We start from the raw sequence: 14,370 nt of genomic DNA on the forward strand, positions 1-14,370 counted from the left end.
TTCTCGCGGGTTTGGGTGGCAGGGCACCAATCGGGCGCCCCGCTTCAGGTCTGGATTACTGAATCCAGCCTTTTTCCTTATAGTATTTCTCGGCGCCCGGATGCAGCGGGGCCGACAGGCCGTCCGCGATCATCTCCTCCGGCTTCAAGTTGGCGAAGGCCGGGTGCAGCTTTTTGAAGTCGTCGAAGTTTTCGAAGACCGAGCTGACAACCGCGTAAACCGCGTCATCCGACACGTCCGCCGAGGTCACGAAAGTCGCGCCCACACCAAAGGTCGCGGTGTCGCCGTCCGAACCGCGATACATGCCACCGGGGATTGTTGCGGTACGATAGAACGAGTTGTCGTTGACCAGCTTGTCAACCGCGTCGCCGCTGACGTTCACAAGAACCGAGTCGCACGCGGTGGTGGCTTCCTGAATCGAACCCGAGGGGTGACCCACGGTATAGACCATCGCGTCGATCTGGTTGTCGCACAGAGCTGCGGACTGTTCCGCTGCCTTCAGCTCGGTCGCCAGTTCGAAATCGTCCGTGGTCCAGCCCATCTCGCCCAGCAGAACTTCCATGGTGCCGCGCTGACCGGAACCGGGGTTGCCGATGTTGACGCGCTTGCCCTTCATATCTTCGAAGTTGGTGATGCCGGAATCGGCACGCGCAACCACAGTGAACGGTTCGGGGTGAACCGAGAATACCGCGCGCAGGTTTTCGAAAGGACCGTTTTCTTCGAATTTCGAGCTGCCGTTATAGGCATGGTACTGCCAGTCGGACTGGGCAACGCCGAATTCCAGCTCGCCTTCGCGGATGGTGTTGATGTTGTAGACCGAGCCGCCGGTCGATTCGACGGAACACCGCACACCATGTTCCTTGCGGCCCTTGTTGACCAGACGGCAGATCGCGCCGCCGGTCGGGTAATACACGCCGGTCACACCGCCGGTGCCGATGGTGATGAATTCTTCTGCATACGCGGCCGGAGCCATAAGAGCGGCGGTTACGACCGCGCCGAGGCTAAGCTTGCTGCTGTTTTTCATTTTTGAGAACTCCCAATTCTTCTGGTGGATGGGAGACCGACCCGCGGCCCCACCCAGGGACCCCGCCGGTACGGCAAGCGCAAACGTCTTGCAACAGGTACAAGCGCCTGAAATTACAAAATCTCCCAACACCTTCGACGTTTCATTCAGACACTCCACTTGTCAAGCCCTGTGCTTGGAAGGATGCGCCACAGCCGCAAATGTGAGAGATTTTTCCGAAGTTTCCCCCTCGTCACACGCCAAAAGGCGCAAAGACGCCGGAATGTCGCGCCTAATCATGGCTGTAGATTGTGTTGCTTGTCTTTCAGTGCCGGAACCACTTCCGCTTACCGGGCGCGGCAATTCACGCCAGGGCAATGATACCGCACGCGTTCAAAGCGCCGGAAAACACTGATTCAATGGTCTGATGTGGTGCCCAAGGAGAGACTCGAACTCTCACGCCCGTGAAGGCGGGGGATTTTGAATCCCCTGCGTCTACCATTCCGCCACTTGGGCCACGAACACTGGATTAGCGTCCATGACCGGGAAGGTCCAGAGGCAAAAACCACCCCAAATACAGTTTGTTTTGCCGGCAGCGGTTGACGCTCCACCGACCCCGTGATTTGGCTTACTCAACAAAAGAACGGGGTTTTTGCACCTAATGTTGCGATCGCTTTATGACTGGACCATCCGTCTGGCCGAACATCCGCACGCCCTGTGGGCGCTGGCCATCGTGGCGTTTATCGAAAGCTCGTTCTTTCCGATCCCTCCGGACGTTCTGATGATACCGATGATCATTGCGCGCCCGTCTCGGGCCTGGCTGATCGCAACCGTCGCCCTTGTCGCATCGGTGCTGGGCGGGTTGCTGGGCTATGCCATAGGGGCGTTCTTCTATGAAAGCCTCGGACAGCCCATTCTGGAATCCATGGGCAAGGCGCATGCGATGGAAGAATTCAACACCCGCTTTAACGATTTCGGCTTCTGGGCCGTTCTTGCCGCAGGTGTCACGCCATTCCCCTATAAGGTCATCACCATCATGTCCGGCTGGACCGGAATGCCGCTGGGCACTTTCATTGCGACCTCGATCTTGGCGCGCGCGCTAAGGTTTTTTGTGGTCGCCGGGCTGCTTTGGGGATTTGGCGAACCGATCCGGGCCTTCATCGAAAAGCGGCTGGGCCTTATGTTTACGCTGTTCATCACCCTGCTGTTCGGCGGATTTCTTGTGGTGCGATACCTATGACAAGTAGAAACACACTGGTTCTGATCGCCTCAGTCGGTTCGGCGGCCCTTTTGCTTGGGGCCTGGGGGTTTCAGTACATTGGCGGCATGGCACCCTGTAAGATGTGCATCTGGCAGCGGTATCCGCACGGGGCCGCCATCCTGATCGGAGCCGTCGCGCTCGCCCTGCCCCGGCTGGCATTTGTGCCGCTTCTCGGCGCACTCGCGGCGCTGACAACCGCGGCCATCGGCGTTTTCCACGCAGGGGTCGAGCAAGGCTGGTGGGAAGGCCCGTCCAGTTGCACGTCCGACGACATCGGCGGGTTGTCGACGCAGGAACTAATGGATCAGATCATGTCCGCCCCGCTGGTGCGCTGCGATGACATTCCGTGGCAGATGCTCGGCCTGTCGATGGCTGGCTGGAACGCTGTTCTGTCCGGTGTTCTGGTTCTGGTCTGGCTCGCCGCGTGGCGCGCAGGCCGTTAGAACTCGTCCAGTTCCGCATCCCAGTAGAGAAAGTCGATCCAACTGTCATGCAGGTGGTTCGGTGGGAATTTGCGGCCAATATTCCGCAGCGCTTCAGCATCCGGCTGGCGCGGTGGTTTGCGCAAGGACATTCCCGCCTGCCGCAGCGATTTGGACCCTTTGCGCAGGTTGCAGGGGCTGCATGCGGCCACGACATTCTGCCAGCTTGTCACGCCGCCCGCGGCCCGGGGCACAACGTGGTCAAACGTCAGATCACCGCGGCTGCCGCAATACTGGCAGCGAAACTCATCCCTCAGAAATAAATTAAAGCGCGTGAAGGCCACGCGCTTTCTGGGTTTTACATAGTCTTTCAGGACAACGACCGACGGTATTCGTATCTCGGTACTCGGGCTTCGGACGACCTCGTCATACTCGGCCACGATATCCACCCTGTCCAGCCAGGCCGCCTTGATCGCCTCTTGCCAGGGCCACAAAGACAAAGGGTAATAGGACAAGGGGCGATAATCGGCGTTCAAAACCAATGCCGGATGATGCTTCAGCGCACCGGGCTCCCTGACAAATTCGGTCCTGAAGTCTCCGTCCATCTTAGAATCGCTCCTCGCTCTGCTCTGCCCTTTTTTGACATCAGAGCGGGGAACACCCGCCCCGGCCTTAACTTTACTATATATCGTGTTAAAACTCTGACAAGCCCTGAGTTTCCACAATATCTCGGGGACTGGTTAAGCCGAATCCGTAACAACATCGTGACAGTTATCCACAGGTTGCGCGCCTGTGTCCGCCGGGCTATGGCGGTGGCCATGTCATGGTTCATCCGCTTCAACAAACCTTACGATGTGTTACCGCAGTTCACGGATCGCGCGCATGCGGATTCGCCCCGGCAAACGCTGTCGGATTTCATCGACCTGCCCGGCGTGTATCCCGCCGGACGGCTGGACCGTGACAGCGAAGGGCTGATGCTGCTGACCGACAATGGGCGGTTGCAGGCAAGGATATCCGATCCAAAGCACAAAATGGCCAAAACCTACTGGGTTCAGGTCGAGGGTCTGCCGGACCCGGCCGCGCTGAGCGCGCTGCGCGATGGTGTCGAGCTGAAGGACGGCCTGACCCGGCCCGCCAGGGCCCGGCTGATAGACGAACCGCCGGAATTATGGCCTCGTACCCCGCCAATCCGCGTGCGCCAGACCATCCCGGACTGCTGGATCGAACTGACGCTGCGCGAAGGCAGAAATCGTCAGGTGCGGCGCATGACCGCGGCGGTCGGGCACCCGACCCTGCGCCTGATCCGGGCGCGGATCGGGGACTGGACGCTGGACGGTCTGGAACCCGGTCAATGGGACAGCCTGCCCGCGCCAGAGTCGAACACGGCCCCGCACCGCAAGCGGGACCGGCGCCCGCGACGGTGACAAAAACGCCCATTTGTGATAGGCTTAGGGTATGAAAGTCACGCCAGACATACCCGCGCCCGAGGGCATTCTTGAGGCCGCTTTATACGTCGATGATCTGGACGCGGCAGAGCGATTCTATGGTGAAGTACTGGCGTTGGAGAAAATTCAGCGCGCCGCAGACCGGCATGTTTTCTTTCGCGTCGGCAGGTCGGTCCTGTTGCTGTTCAACGCCGAAGAAACCGAGAAACCGCCCGGAAACCCGGACCTGCCGGTTCCCCCACACGGCGCGCGCGGGCCGGGTCATGTCTGCCTGACTCTGACGCGGCCGCAGATCGACGCCATGCGCAAACATCTGCTTGACTGGAACATCCCCGTCGATGCCGAGTTCGACTGGCCAAATGGGGTGCGCTCGCTCTATGTCCGGGACCCGGCCGGAAACTCTGTCGAGTTTGCGGAATCCCATCTTTGGACGTGATCCGGGCAGCTCAGCGCAACGGCTGCTTTTCGCCTCCGACAATCCGGTAGATATCGCTGGATGTCACGCCGACCTCGGCCAGCACGCCCTGAAATGCCGCCATGTGCGCGGTGGCGAAATGCGCCTCCAACGCGGCCTGGTCCTGCCATTCCTCGTAGACGCGGAAACGGTTGGCATGGCCCAGAATCTGGCTGAATTCATAGATCTGGCAGCCGGGTTCCTTCACGGTTTCAGCGACCATCGCCTGCGCGGCTTTGGACGCTTTTTCAACACCTTCTGCCGACACCTCGACAGTTCCCGTAACGATCAGCATACCGCCCCCTTTCCCAGATCAAACCGTTTGGAAATGCGATCCACCGGAGTGCCATCCCTGAGCGGAACGCCGCAAGCCACCGAATAGTCTACAAATCCCATCTTGTCATAGTAACTCAGCCCCTGCCCGTTATCGGCCCGGATAGTTGCGTTGATGGCCACCAGCCCCAGTGCCGTCGCGTGTTTGGCGGTTTCCCCAAATAACGCCCGCCCCGCGCCTTTCAATGCCGGTTCGCGTCGGGTGAACGTTGCGATATCCGCCCAGCCATCCGGCAAGGATTCATAAGTTCCCAGCCACTGAAACCCGGCCACCTCGCCCTGATCGTCCATCGCCACGTGGCAACATATCTTGTCGGACCCGTTCAGAAAGCTCTGCGCAAAACTGGCGTCCGAGAACGGCGTTTCAATCGCGGTCGTCCCCCCGATTTCGATGATTTGATTGAGGATCCGGCACGCAGGCGCCACATCCTCTTGCATCATTGGGCGGACCACGATCATCGCTAAAGGCTCAGCTTGTCGCGCATGAAGGCCAGCGCGACGCTGAGGCCGTCCGGGGCGATGCCATGCCCCGTACCCTTCATCACATGCGCATAGACTTCTTTGAAATCGGCCGCCTGAAGCGCCTCGGCAGCTTCGGGCAGCGATTGCGGTGGCACCACGTCGTCGGCGTCACCATGCACCAGCAGAACAGGCATGCGGCTGACAGTCTCGTCCGGCAGCAGGTCCGGTTCCAGCAGACGTCCCGAAAAGGCGACGATCCCGGCCACCGGGTCCTCGCGGCGTGGCGCGACATACAGGCTTATCATCGTGCCCTGAGAAAAGCCGAACAGAACCACCTGCTCGGGCAGCACGTCCTCGTCCACCATCAGCGCGTCGAGGAAGGCGTTGAAATCCTCGACCGCCATTTCCATCCCCCGGCGCGCCTCTTCCTCGGACGAACCGTCGATCCACGGGATAGGAAACCACTGAAACCCGTTGGGCATGCCGGGGATTTGTTCGGGCGCGTCGGGGGCCACGAACAGCGTTTCCGGAAGATGTTCACCCAGCACATCAGCCAGCCCCAACAGGTCGGCCCCATTGGCACCATAGCCATGCACGAACACCACGACCGAGCGCGCGTCGCCCGAAACCGGCTCTTTCCTGAGCGCATTCAAAACCCGTGTCATCTGATCCCTTCTCGTTCTTTTGCGACCCGGTAATAGGCCCACAACACACGGGCCGCAACCGACCGCCACGGCGTCCACGCTTCGGCCATCCGGCGCAATTCCTTGTCAGTGGGGCGTTCGGGCAGGTCATACAGGATACGCGCCGCCTCTTGCAGCGCCAGATCGCCCGGCGCAATGACATCGGCCCGGCCCAGCGAGAACATCGCGTAAATCTCGGCGGTCCAGACGCCGATGCCGGGCACCTCGGTCAGAATTGCGACGACATCCTCATCAGGAACGTCCCGCAACGTGTTGTAATCAATACGCGCTTCGGCCAGCGCGCGCGCATACCGGATTTTCTGACGGCTCAGCCCGACGGCGCGAAGATCATCGTCGGTGGCCCACATGATCTTTCGCGGTCCGGTCAGCTTCGCCTCTTTCAGCCGCTTCCAGATCGCATTGGCCGAGGCCACGCTGACCTGCTGGCTGACAATCGCGCTGAGAAGCTGGGCAAACCCGTCAGGGCGGCGGCGCAGTGGCAATGGCCCGGTCTGCTGCATGGCATAAGCCATGCGCGGACAGGCCCCGGCAAGCCATCTTGCCCCCTCGGCCACACAGTCCGGTGTTTCGATGATGCGTCCGACAGACATGTACGCTCCGGCTAATGGGGTCGCATGCACGTTAGGTTGCTTTGTCGCAGATGCAACCCGCTTGTGCGACTGGCATTTCGCGGATACGCATGGCCCATGACAATGACCACCGCCACCCCGGATAACAGTCAGGCCAAGCGGAACGTCGCCGTTCTGGTGGCGGCGCAGGCCGTGCTTGGCGCGCAGATGCCGATGATTTTCATCGTTGGGGGTCTGGCGGGTCAGTCGCTGGCCACGAACCCATGCCTGGCGACCCTGCCCATTTCCCTGATCGTTCTGGGGTCAATGTTGGCGGCCACACCGGTTTCAGCGATCATGCAACGCTGGGGCCGGCGCGCCGGATTTCTGGTCGGGGCCACGGCGGGTGCATGTGGCGGCGTCGTCGGGGCCTATGGCCTGTATCTGGGATCCTTCCCGATCTTCCTGCTGGGCAGCCTGCTGACCGGCATATACATGAGCGCTCATGGCTTTTACCGCTTTGCGGCGGCTGATACAGCGTCTGACGCGTTCCGCCCCAAAGCGATTTCCTATGTCATGGCCGGCGGTCTGGCGGCTGCCATAATCGGACCGCAGATCGTCAAGCTGACAGCCGAAGCTTATGTGATTCCGTTTCTCGGCACCTATCTGGCCGTGATCGCGGTGAATATCTTTGGATCGGCGCTGTTCTTCTTCCTCGACATCCCGACACCCGAGAAGCCGGCCGAAGACGCCCCCAAGGGCCGGACCCGGCTTGAGATGCTCAGAACCCCCCGGATCGCGGTGGCGATCATCTGCGCGATGGTGTCCTATGCGCTGATGAACCTGGTGATGACATCGACCCCGCTGGCGGTCGTGGGCTGTGGATTCTCTGCCAATGACGCTGCGGACGTCGTCACCAGCCACGTTCTGGCGATGTATGTTCCCAGCTTCTTCACCGGCCAGTTGATCGCGCGCTTTGGGGTCGAAAAGATTGTGGCCCTGGGCCTGGCCATTCTGGCTGCTGCGGGGGTCGTGGCCTTGCAGGGCGTCGAACTGGGCAACTTCTTCGTTGCCCTTATCCTGTTGGGTATCGGCTGGAATTTTGGATTTATCGGCGCCACATCCATGCTGGCCGCCTCGCATGACGTGAACGAGCGTGGCCGTATGCAGGGCCTGAACGACCTGCTTGTGTTTGGCGGGGTGACCGTTGCGTCGCTGGCCTCGGGCGGGCTGATGAACTGCTCGGGCGGGTCCCCGGTCGAGGGCTGGACCGCAGTAAACCTCGCCATGATCCCGTTGCTGACACTGGCCGGCGGTGCGCTGCTGTGGCTGGTTCTTAAACCGTCCGAACAGGAAGCTGCCTGATCGCTACCAGCGACCGCTGGCCGCCGTCCACATCAGGGTCGCTCTGCGTCGCAACTCACCCTGTGCAAGATTGCCGGCGGCGACGCGCTCGGGGCGTGCCACTGCCTGCCGCAACACCCATTCCGCCTGCCATCCGGCAAACAAAGCGGGCCGGGCCTGTTTTGACACAGACAATGACCTGGACCGCGCCCGCCGCAACCTCTGCAACGCTGCCTGCGCCAGCGTTCGGACGCCGTCGGGCGTGCCATCCAGCAGCGGAATGCGCCCACGCGCCTCAAGATCGGGGATGGCGCGCAACCAGTTCGCCACCCCGACGCCATAGCCAAAATCGCGCAACACGGCTTCGTCTGCGGACCCAAGCGACTGCGCCGTGGCGACCATCAGGGTGCCGGCGCTGTGATTGATGTAGGCATCGAAATGCGCCTGATCCTCGAACGGATCACGGTATATATCCCAACGTCTTACAGCGACATATTCATCCAACATAGCCGCCAGATGTGGTGACAATACCCGCAACAGAGGTGTTACGACCTCATGCCGCCGCACGGTTTGCCCTTCGGCAATCTCCTGCAAGGCGTCACGCCACCATTGCAGGCGCATCTCGGCGATCATCGTCTCTTGCGTGACCCAGGGGGCCCGCGCGACCTCGACGTTCAGCGCATAGATCGGAAACAGCACGGCCCGCGCCGCGATCGGCGCCGCCATGGCCGCCATGAACCGGTCGGGATCCGCCCGATGAACCAGCGCCGCACAGGCTTTGACGTCGTCGTCGAACTGAATGCTCACTCGGCCACCGCAGTTTGCGACCCGCAGTCGCGCACCAGCTTCCACTGGATCGCGTCCAGCAGAGCCTCGAACGAGGCGTCGACTATGTTGGCGCTGACGCCGACGGTTGACCAGCGCCGGCCCTGCCCGTCTTCGCTGTCGATGATGACGCGGGTCACCGCTTCGGTGCCGCCCTGCGTGATCCGCACCTTGAAGTCCACCAGATGCATGTCGTCCAATATGGGGGAATATTGCCCCAGATCCTTGGACAGAGCCTTGGCCAGTGCGTTCACCGGACCGCGGTCACTGCCGTGTTCGTCGTGCGATTCACTGACCGACAGCTTCTTTTCTCCATCCACTTTCACGACCACCACCGCCTCGGACAGGCTGACCATCTTGTTGTACTTGTTCTTGCGCCGTTCAACGGTGACCTTATAGCGCTTTACCTCGAAGAATTCAGGCAGTTGCCCAAGTTCGTCGCGCGCCAGCAGTTCGAAGCTCGCCTGCGCGGTGTCATAGGAATAGCCTTCTGCCTCACGCAGCTTGATGCGGTCCAGAATGCGCCCCAGCGCCGGATCGCCCTTTTCGACAGCCAGTCCCGCTTCGGTCAGGCGCTTGCGCAGGTTCGACTGCCCGGCCTGATTTGACATCGGAATGATACGGGCATTACCAACCGCCGCCGGTTCGACATGTTCATAGGTCGACGGGTCTTTGAGGATCGCGCTGGCGTGCAAACCCGCCTTATGCGCAAAGGCCGATGCTCCCACATAGGCCGATTGCTTGCTGGGCACCCGGTTCAGGATATCGTCCAGCATCCGGCTGATGCGCGTCAGACCCGCCAGTGCCTGTTCACCGACACCGATATCGAATGACGACGCATAAGGTTCTTTCAGCAACAAGGTTGGGATCAAGGCCGTCAGGTTGGCATTGCCGCAGCGCTCCCCCAACCCGTTCAAAGTCCCTTGTACCTGCCGGGCGCCTGCATCGACAGCGGCCAAGGAACAGGCGACCGCGTTTTCGGTATCGTTGTGGGTGTGAATGCCCAGCCGATCCCCCGGCAAACCCGCAGCGATCACTTCTGACACGATGCGCGAGACTTCGGCCGGCAGCGCGCCGCCATTGGTGTCGCACAGCACAACCCACCGGGCACCGGCGTCCAGTGCGGCCCGGCACACCTCGACCGCATATCCGGGATGGTCCTTGTAGCCGTCAAAGAAGTGCTCGGCGTCAAACAGCGCCTCGCGCCCCTGCGCCACGACATGGGCAATCGAGTCCCGGACGTTCTCGACATTCTCCTCCAGCGAAATTCCCAGCGCCTGGGTCACGTGGTAATCATGCGATTTGCCCACCAGACAAACCGCCTGCGTGCCCGCGTTCATCACGGCGGCCAGCACGTCATCATTCTGGGCCGACCGGCCCGACCGTTTGGTCATCCCGAACGCAGTCAGGCGCGCCGCTGTCTTGGGTGCGACATCGAAAAACGCGCTGTCGGTCGGGTTGGCACCGGGCCAGCCGCCTTCGATATAGTCAACGCCCAGTTCGTCCAGCGCCTGTGCGATCTGCACCTTTTCGGCCGTGGAAAACTGGACACCCTGCGTCTGCTGACCGTCGCGCAGGGTTGTGTCGTACAGGTAGAGGCGTTCTCTGGACATCAGACATTCTCCAGCTTGGCGGCGTCGAACCCGGCTCCCGGAACCAGTTCGACCCCGTCCTTGCCCATGCGGACCTCCAGACCGGCGGCCAGATAAGCCGCCTTCAGACGGTCAACTTCCGAAAAGTCCTTGCTTTGCATCGCAACAGCCCGCGCGTCGGCCAGCTTGTCCGCATGTGCGGACAAATCCACCGCGCCGGTATCTGCCCAAGCCCCCATTTCCGGTGACAACAGACCCAGCAGTTGCGCCCCCGCCAGCAGACCCGCCGCATCGCCATCTGCCGCCAAACGGTAGAGCTCGGCCAGGGCGCCCGCCGTATTCAGGTCATCGCTCAGCGCGGCGACAACTGCGGGCGTCGCGCTGGCGGCGGGCTCGATGCCCGCTGTCAGCGCCCGCCACTTGCGCAGCGTCGTTTCGGCCTCGCGCGCCTTCTTTTCGGTCCAGTCCATCGGTTTGCGGTAATGGGTTTGCAGGAAGACAAACCGGATCACCTCACCCGGCACGCCCTGCTCCAGCAGATAATGCACGGTGAAGAAATTACCCAGCGATTTGGACATTTTCTTGCCTTCGACCTGCAACATCTCATTGTGCAGCCAGACGCGGGCGAATTCGCCATGCGGATGAGCGCATTTGCTCTGAGCAATCTCATTCTCATGATGCGGGAACATCAGATCGTTGCCGCCGCCATGGATGTCGAAACTCGCGCCCAGCAGCTCATAGCTCATGGCCGAGCATTCGATGTGCCAGCCCGGGCGTCCGCGACCCCAGGGCGATTCCCAACCCGGCAACTCGTCGGTCGATGGCTTCCACAGCACGAAATCCATCGGGTTCTTCTTATAGGGCGCAACTTCGACCCGTGCACCGGCGATCATGTCGTCGACAGACCGGCCGGACAGCGCACCATATTGCGCTTTCCAACTGTCCACGGCGAACAGGACATGCCCCTCGGCCGCATAGGCGTGACCTTTTGCAATCAGATCCTCGATCATTGCGATCATCTGGGCGATGTATTGCGTGGCGCGCGGCATCTCGTTGGGCTCCAATGCCCCCAACGCGCCCATGTCATGCAGGTACCAGCCGATCGTCTCGTCCGAGCGCTCCTGCACCAGTTGCTCCAACGTCCCCCCGGCCCCGGCCTTCTGCCGGGCCAGAGCGGTGGCGTTGATCTTGTCGTCTACGTCGGTGAAATTGCGCACGTAGGTTACGTGGTCGGCACCATAGACATGGCGCAACAGCCGAAAGAGAACGTCAAACACCACCACCGGGCGGGCATTGCCCAGATGGGCGCGGTCGTAAACGGTGGGCCCGCAGACATACATCCGCACATTTTCGGCGCTGATCGGCACGAAATCTTCCTTCGTCCGCGTCCGTGTGTTGTGCAGTTTGATCGTCGTCATCGGTCGGCTCCTAAAGACAGCAAAGGCTTGCGCGTTGGCGCGGGCTTAGCAACTTGTCTCGGGGATGAAAACGAAAGAAACCGGCCCGCTTGGTAAATCAGCAGGTAATGCAGCAGGTAATGATGCAGGTCATCGGGTTCATGAGATTCCCCTAGCATGGGCTGACCGCTGTGCCAAGGCTTGAGTTCTGCCGCAACCCGGCGCACCATCCCGACATGACCCGAAAACACGTGAACTCGATTTGCAAAGCGCTGCCCGGCGCAGAATGGTCCGACCCCTGGGGTGGCGGGCATGATGCCTGGAAGGTTGGCGGCAAGATGTTTGCCTGCATCGGAACCGCCAATGACGGCGTATCCGTGAAAACAGCGGATATCGAAACCGCCCAGATGCTGATCGATGCGGGGGTTGGCACCAAGGCCCCCTATTTTCACCGCAGTTGGATACGCCTGCCCTTCGATTGCGACGACGCGGAATTGCGCCATCGGCTGAACGCATCCTACGATCTGGTGCGGGCGTCGCTGACCAAGAAAGTCCAGGCGACCCTGCCCCCGCGAAGCTGATTGACTTTCCGCCAAAGCTCTGGCCCTGTCCGCGAAATCGACCAGACCGGAGCGTGCCATGAAATTGTCTCAGCGTATCACTCACCTCACCGGGGGCGGCAGTGACGGCTGGGAGGTGTTCTACCGTGCGCGCCGCATGATCAGCGAGGGGCACGCGGTTACCGAGCTGAACATTGGCGAACACGATATCGGCACCGACCCGTCCATTCTTGCAGCCATGGATTTGTCGGCCCGGCAGGGCAATACCGGGTACGCGATGGTGCCGGGTACGGACCTGCTGCGCGACACGGTTGCTGCGCGGATACAGGCCCGTACTGGCGTTCCGACCGCGCGCAGCAATGTCCTGATCACACCCGGCGGGCAATCCGCCCTGTTCGCGACCCATGTCGCAGTGTGCGATCCCGGCGACGTGGGCCTTTACATTGATCCCTACTACGCCACCTATCCCGGAACGATCCGTGGCGCCGGTGCAATCGCCCGACCGATCCAGACCACAGCTGAAGACGCGTTTCAGCCGCGCGCCGACCGGATTGCCGCCGCCGCGGACGGGGCGGTTTCCCTGCTGATCAACACGCCCAATAATCCAACCGGGGTGGTCTATTCGCGCCAGACCCTGGAAGGCATTGCCGATATATGCCACCACCGCGATCTGTGGCTGATTTCGGATGAGGTCTATGACACGCAGGTCTGGGACGGCGAACACATCTCTCCCCGCATTTTGCCAGGCATGGCCGAACGCACGCTGGTTGTGGGTTCCATGTCCAAGTCTCATGCGATGACCGGGTCCAGATGCGGCTGGGTGATCGGGCCGGAAGAGGTGATTGCCCACCTGATCAATCTGGCCACGCACACGACCTATGGTGTTCCGGGGTTTATTCAGGATGCTGCCAGTTTCGCGCTGAATGCGGGCAACGAACTTGAGGAGCGGATTGCCGCACCATTCCGTCGGCGACGCGCCCTGGCGATGAAGGTTCTGGCCGGCCAGAACACCGTTGGCCTGGTGCCGGCGCAGGGGGCGATGTATCTGATGCTGGACATCCGCGCCACCGGCCTCAGCGGCGAGGCTTTCGCCAACGCCCTTCTTGATACCCATGCAATCGCCGTCATGCCGGGTGAAAGTTTCGGGCTTGCGGCGGCCGGCCATATCCGTGTGGCGATGACCATTGATGATGACAGGTTTGTCTCGGCCCTCGGAACGATCTGCGATTTTGCAACCGGGCTGGCCGACCGCCACGCGGCGGAATAGGCCCGTCAGAAACGGAAGGTTGTGCGCAAATTGAAGACGTTGGAATCCAGTCCGCCATCGGACCGGGTCACATCGTTGAAATCCTGCCGCAATGCCTCGCCGCTGATGACGAAGTTTTCGCCAATGGGATAGGCAACGCCGATTCCGTAGACAGCAGCGGTGTCGTTATCGACCGACGAATCCACCCGGGCCGCACCGATCACGACATAGCCAAGGGCGGTCCCGAAATCGTAACCGCCGCGCAGTTTCAGCCGTGTCATACTGTCCAGAGTGCCTTCACCGTCGCCTAGGTTCAGCGACAGGCGGTTGTATTCCAGTTCCCCGCCGATCACAAAATTCCCGAAGTCGCGGTCATACCCGATAAGAGGCCCAAAGCTGGTGTCGTTTCCACTGGACCCGTTTGGCCCGTCGGCATCGGTGTAGCCAAAGCTGAATCCTGCATAAGCCCCCGTCCAATCCTCGGCAAATGCCGGGGCGGCGCTGGTCATCATCAAACCGACAATGAGGGCCTTATGGACTTTCATAAACCTCTCCGAAAAGCCTTGAGACAAAGCTTTGGCAATTTTCAGGCGTCGTTACACAAAATCGGCCTGCAACCCTTAAAATTCAATTTAGATCACGGGCCACTCTTAAATAAGTGAAGGAACTATAACAGATTTCTGCCCCGTCGGGAAAAATTCTTGGAACCTTCTGAAACACCGTGACAGAAATATCGAATGCTTCGCTTTTGGACGCTCAGGTCGCAAACAGAAC

17 protein-coding genes and 1 tRNA gene are annotated in these 14,370 nt (G+C 60.9%); 7 read left to right on the top strand and 11 right to left on the bottom strand.

All coding sequences use genetic code 11. The features are described from left to right. Positions 1-55: 55 nt before the first annotated feature. Complete coding sequence (locus tag ACR0D8_RS06415; protein WP_480645310.1) at positions 56-1,024, bottom strand: TAXI family TRAP transporter solute-binding subunit; 969 nt, start codon at positions 1,022-1,024, stop codon at positions 56-58. A 409-nt stretch (positions 1,025-1,433) separates the two neighbouring features. Next, positions 1,434-1,519 (bottom strand) — tRNA-Leu (locus ACR0D8_RS06420). A gap of 145 nt (positions 1,520-1,664) precedes the next feature. On the opposite strand from ACR0D8_RS06420, the gene ACR0D8_RS06425 reads away from it, so the two are divergent. Both ACR0D8_RS06425 and ACR0D8_RS06430 read left to right on the top strand, forming a co-directional pair. Beyond that, positions 1,665-2,243 carry a YqaA family protein gene (locus tag ACR0D8_RS06425; RefSeq protein WP_480645312.1) on the top strand — a complete coding sequence of 193 codons (579 nt, stop codon included), beginning with the start codon at positions 1,665-1,667 and terminating at the stop codon, positions 2,241-2,243. Next, positions 2,240-2,707 (top strand): disulfide bond formation protein B, encoded by a 468-nt coding sequence (locus ACR0D8_RS06430; RefSeq protein ID WP_480645314.1) that lies wholly within the window; start codon positions 2,240-2,242, stop codon positions 2,705-2,707. Before ACR0D8_RS06425 ends, ACR0D8_RS06430 begins: the two co-directional genes overlap by 4 nt. Here ACR0D8_RS06430 and ACR0D8_RS06435 read toward each other — a convergent pair. Further along, positions 2,704-3,291, bottom strand: coding sequence for an HNH endonuclease (locus tag ACR0D8_RS06435; RefSeq protein WP_475160858.1), 588 nt, complete (start codon positions 3,289-3,291; stop codon positions 2,704-2,706). The genes ACR0D8_RS06430 and ACR0D8_RS06435 overlap by 4 nt on opposite strands. A 213-nt stretch (positions 3,292-3,504) precedes the next feature. Here ACR0D8_RS06435 and ACR0D8_RS06440 point away from each other — a divergent pair, with 213 nt between their 5' ends. Together ACR0D8_RS06440 and ACR0D8_RS06445 are read left to right on the top strand one after the other, a co-directional pair. After that, positions 3,505-4,110, top strand: a complete 606-nt coding sequence (locus ACR0D8_RS06440) for a pseudouridine synthase (protein ID WP_480645316.1) — start codon at positions 3,505-3,507, stop codon at positions 4,108-4,110. 31 nt (positions 4,111-4,141) lie between these two features. Next, entirely contained in the window at positions 4,142-4,567 is a 426-nt protein-coding gene (locus tag ACR0D8_RS06445) for a VOC family protein (protein WP_480645317.1), read from the top strand. A 10-nt stretch (positions 4,568-4,577) separates the two neighbouring features. Here the strand turns inward: ACR0D8_RS06445 and ACR0D8_RS06450 are convergent, their stop codons facing one another. The 4 genes from ACR0D8_RS06450 to ACR0D8_RS06465 are packed head-to-tail and all read right to left on the bottom strand — an operon-like array spanning position 4,578 to position 6,674. After that, on the bottom strand, positions 4,578-4,880 hold the full coding sequence (locus tag ACR0D8_RS06450; RefSeq protein ID WP_480645319.1) for a putative quinol monooxygenase: 303 nt from the start codon (positions 4,878-4,880) through the stop codon (positions 4,578-4,580). Beyond that, the gene (locus ACR0D8_RS06455; RefSeq protein ID WP_480645320.1) at positions 4,874-5,377 is read right to left on the bottom strand and encodes an N-acetyltransferase family protein; all 504 of its coding nucleotides are present in this window, start codon (positions 5,375-5,377) and stop codon (positions 4,874-4,876) included. The genes ACR0D8_RS06450 and ACR0D8_RS06455 overlap by 7 nt, the downstream gene beginning before the upstream one ends. A 2-nt stretch (positions 5,378-5,379) precedes the next feature. After that, on the bottom strand, positions 5,380-6,045 hold the full coding sequence (locus ACR0D8_RS06460) for an alpha/beta hydrolase (protein WP_480645321.1): 666 nt from the start codon (positions 6,043-6,045) through the stop codon (positions 5,380-5,382). Further along, a complete protein-coding gene (locus ACR0D8_RS06465; RefSeq protein WP_480645323.1) occupies positions 6,042-6,674 on the bottom strand; it encodes a DNA-3-methyladenine glycosylase family protein in 633 nt (210 codons plus the stop codon). Before ACR0D8_RS06465 ends, ACR0D8_RS06460 begins: the two co-directional genes overlap by 4 nt. A gap of 96 nt (positions 6,675-6,770) precedes the next feature. Here ACR0D8_RS06465 and ACR0D8_RS06470 point away from each other — a divergent pair, with 96 nt between their 5' ends. Next, the gene (locus ACR0D8_RS06470) at positions 6,771-7,997 is read left to right on the top strand and encodes an MFS transporter (protein ID WP_480645324.1); all 1,227 of its coding nucleotides are present in this window, start codon (positions 6,771-6,773) and stop codon (positions 7,995-7,997) included. A 3-nt stretch (positions 7,998-8,000) separates the two neighbouring features. Here the strand turns inward: ACR0D8_RS06470 and ACR0D8_RS06475 are convergent, their stop codons facing one another. Genes ACR0D8_RS06475 through cysS form a run of 3 tightly spaced genes read right to left on the bottom strand, consistent with a single transcriptional unit; the run spans position 8,001 to position 11,811 of the window. Then, the gene (locus ACR0D8_RS06475; protein ID WP_480646363.1) at positions 8,001-8,777 is read right to left on the bottom strand and encodes a squalene/phytoene synthase family protein; all 777 of its coding nucleotides are present in this window, start codon (positions 8,775-8,777) and stop codon (positions 8,001-8,003) included. Between the two features lie 2 nt (positions 8,778-8,779). Then, positions 8,780-10,414, bottom strand: coding sequence for a citramalate synthase (cimA, locus tag ACR0D8_RS06480; RefSeq protein WP_480645326.1), 1,635 nt, complete (start codon positions 10,412-10,414; stop codon positions 8,780-8,782). Then, a complete protein-coding gene (gene cysS / locus ACR0D8_RS06485) occupies positions 10,414-11,811 on the bottom strand; it encodes a cysteine--tRNA ligase (RefSeq protein ID WP_480645328.1) in 1,398 nt (465 codons plus the stop codon). The genes cimA and cysS overlap by 1 nt, the downstream gene beginning before the upstream one ends. A gap of 215 nt (positions 11,812-12,026) precedes the next feature. Between cysS and ACR0D8_RS06490 the strand changes: the two genes are divergently transcribed. Then, the gene (locus ACR0D8_RS06490) at positions 12,027-12,371 is read left to right on the top strand and encodes an MmcQ/YjbR family DNA-binding protein (RefSeq protein ID WP_480645330.1); all 345 of its coding nucleotides are present in this window, start codon (positions 12,027-12,029) and stop codon (positions 12,369-12,371) included. Between the two features lie 58 nt (positions 12,372-12,429). Beyond that, complete coding sequence (locus ACR0D8_RS06495; RefSeq protein ID WP_480645331.1) at positions 12,430-13,617, top strand: pyridoxal phosphate-dependent aminotransferase; 1,188 nt, start codon at positions 12,430-12,432, stop codon at positions 13,615-13,617. Positions 13,618-13,622: 5 nt separating this feature from the next. On the opposite strand, the gene ACR0D8_RS06500 is transcribed toward ACR0D8_RS06495, so the two are convergent. Continuing rightward, a complete protein-coding gene (locus ACR0D8_RS06500; RefSeq protein ID WP_480645332.1) occupies positions 13,623-14,141 on the bottom strand; it encodes an outer membrane protein in 519 nt (172 codons plus the stop codon). Positions 14,142-14,370 lie beyond the last annotated feature (229 nt).

It is taken from the genome of Ruegeria sp. BG10 (assembly GCF_056538575.1).

Coding starts and splice junctions, on each gene's coding strand:
- ACR0D8_RS06415 (WP_480645310.1), bottom strand. CDS start 1,024: ATGAAAAACAGCAGCAAGCTTAGCCTCGGCGCGGTCGTAACCGCCGCT.
- ACR0D8_RS06425 (WP_480645312.1), top strand. CDS start 1,665: ATGTTGCGATCGCTTTATGACTGGACCATCCGTCTGGCCGAACATCCG.
- ACR0D8_RS06430 (WP_480645314.1), top strand. CDS start 2,240: ATGACAAGTAGAAACACACTGGTTCTGATCGCCTCAGTCGGTTCGGCG.
- ACR0D8_RS06435 (WP_475160858.1), bottom strand. CDS start 3,291: ATGGACGGAGACTTCAGGACCGAATTTGTCAGGGAGCCCGGTGCGCTG.
- ACR0D8_RS06440 (WP_480645316.1), top strand. CDS start 3,505: ATGTCATGGTTCATCCGCTTCAACAAACCTTACGATGTGTTACCGCAG.
- ACR0D8_RS06445 (WP_480645317.1), top strand. CDS start 4,142: ATGAAAGTCACGCCAGACATACCCGCGCCCGAGGGCATTCTTGAGGCC.
- ACR0D8_RS06450 (WP_480645319.1), bottom strand. CDS start 4,880: ATGCTGATCGTTACGGGAACTGTCGAGGTGTCGGCAGAAGGTGTTGAA.
- ACR0D8_RS06455 (WP_480645320.1), bottom strand. CDS start 5,377: ATGATCGTGGTCCGCCCAATGATGCAAGAGGATGTGGCGCCTGCGTGC.
- ACR0D8_RS06460 (WP_480645321.1), bottom strand. CDS start 6,045: ATGACACGGGTTTTGAATGCGCTCAGGAAAGAGCCGGTTTCGGGCGAC.
- ACR0D8_RS06465 (WP_480645323.1), bottom strand. CDS start 6,674: ATGTCTGTCGGACGCATCATCGAAACACCGGACTGTGTGGCCGAGGGG.
- ACR0D8_RS06470 (WP_480645324.1), top strand. CDS start 6,771: ATGACAATGACCACCGCCACCCCGGATAACAGTCAGGCCAAGCGGAAC.
- cimA (WP_480645326.1), bottom strand. CDS start 10,414: ATGTCCAGAGAACGCCTCTACCTGTACGACACAACCCTGCGCGACGGT.
- cysS (WP_480645328.1), bottom strand. CDS start 11,811: ATGACGACGATCAAACTGCACAACACACGGACGCGGACGAAGGAAGAT.
- ACR0D8_RS06490 (WP_480645330.1), top strand. CDS start 12,027: ATGACCCGAAAACACGTGAACTCGATTTGCAAAGCGCTGCCCGGCGCA.
- ACR0D8_RS06495 (WP_480645331.1), top strand. CDS start 12,430: ATGAAATTGTCTCAGCGTATCACTCACCTCACCGGGGGCGGCAGTGAC.
- ACR0D8_RS06500 (WP_480645332.1), bottom strand. CDS start 14,141: ATGAAAGTCCATAAGGCCCTCATTGTCGGTTTGATGATGACCAGCGCC.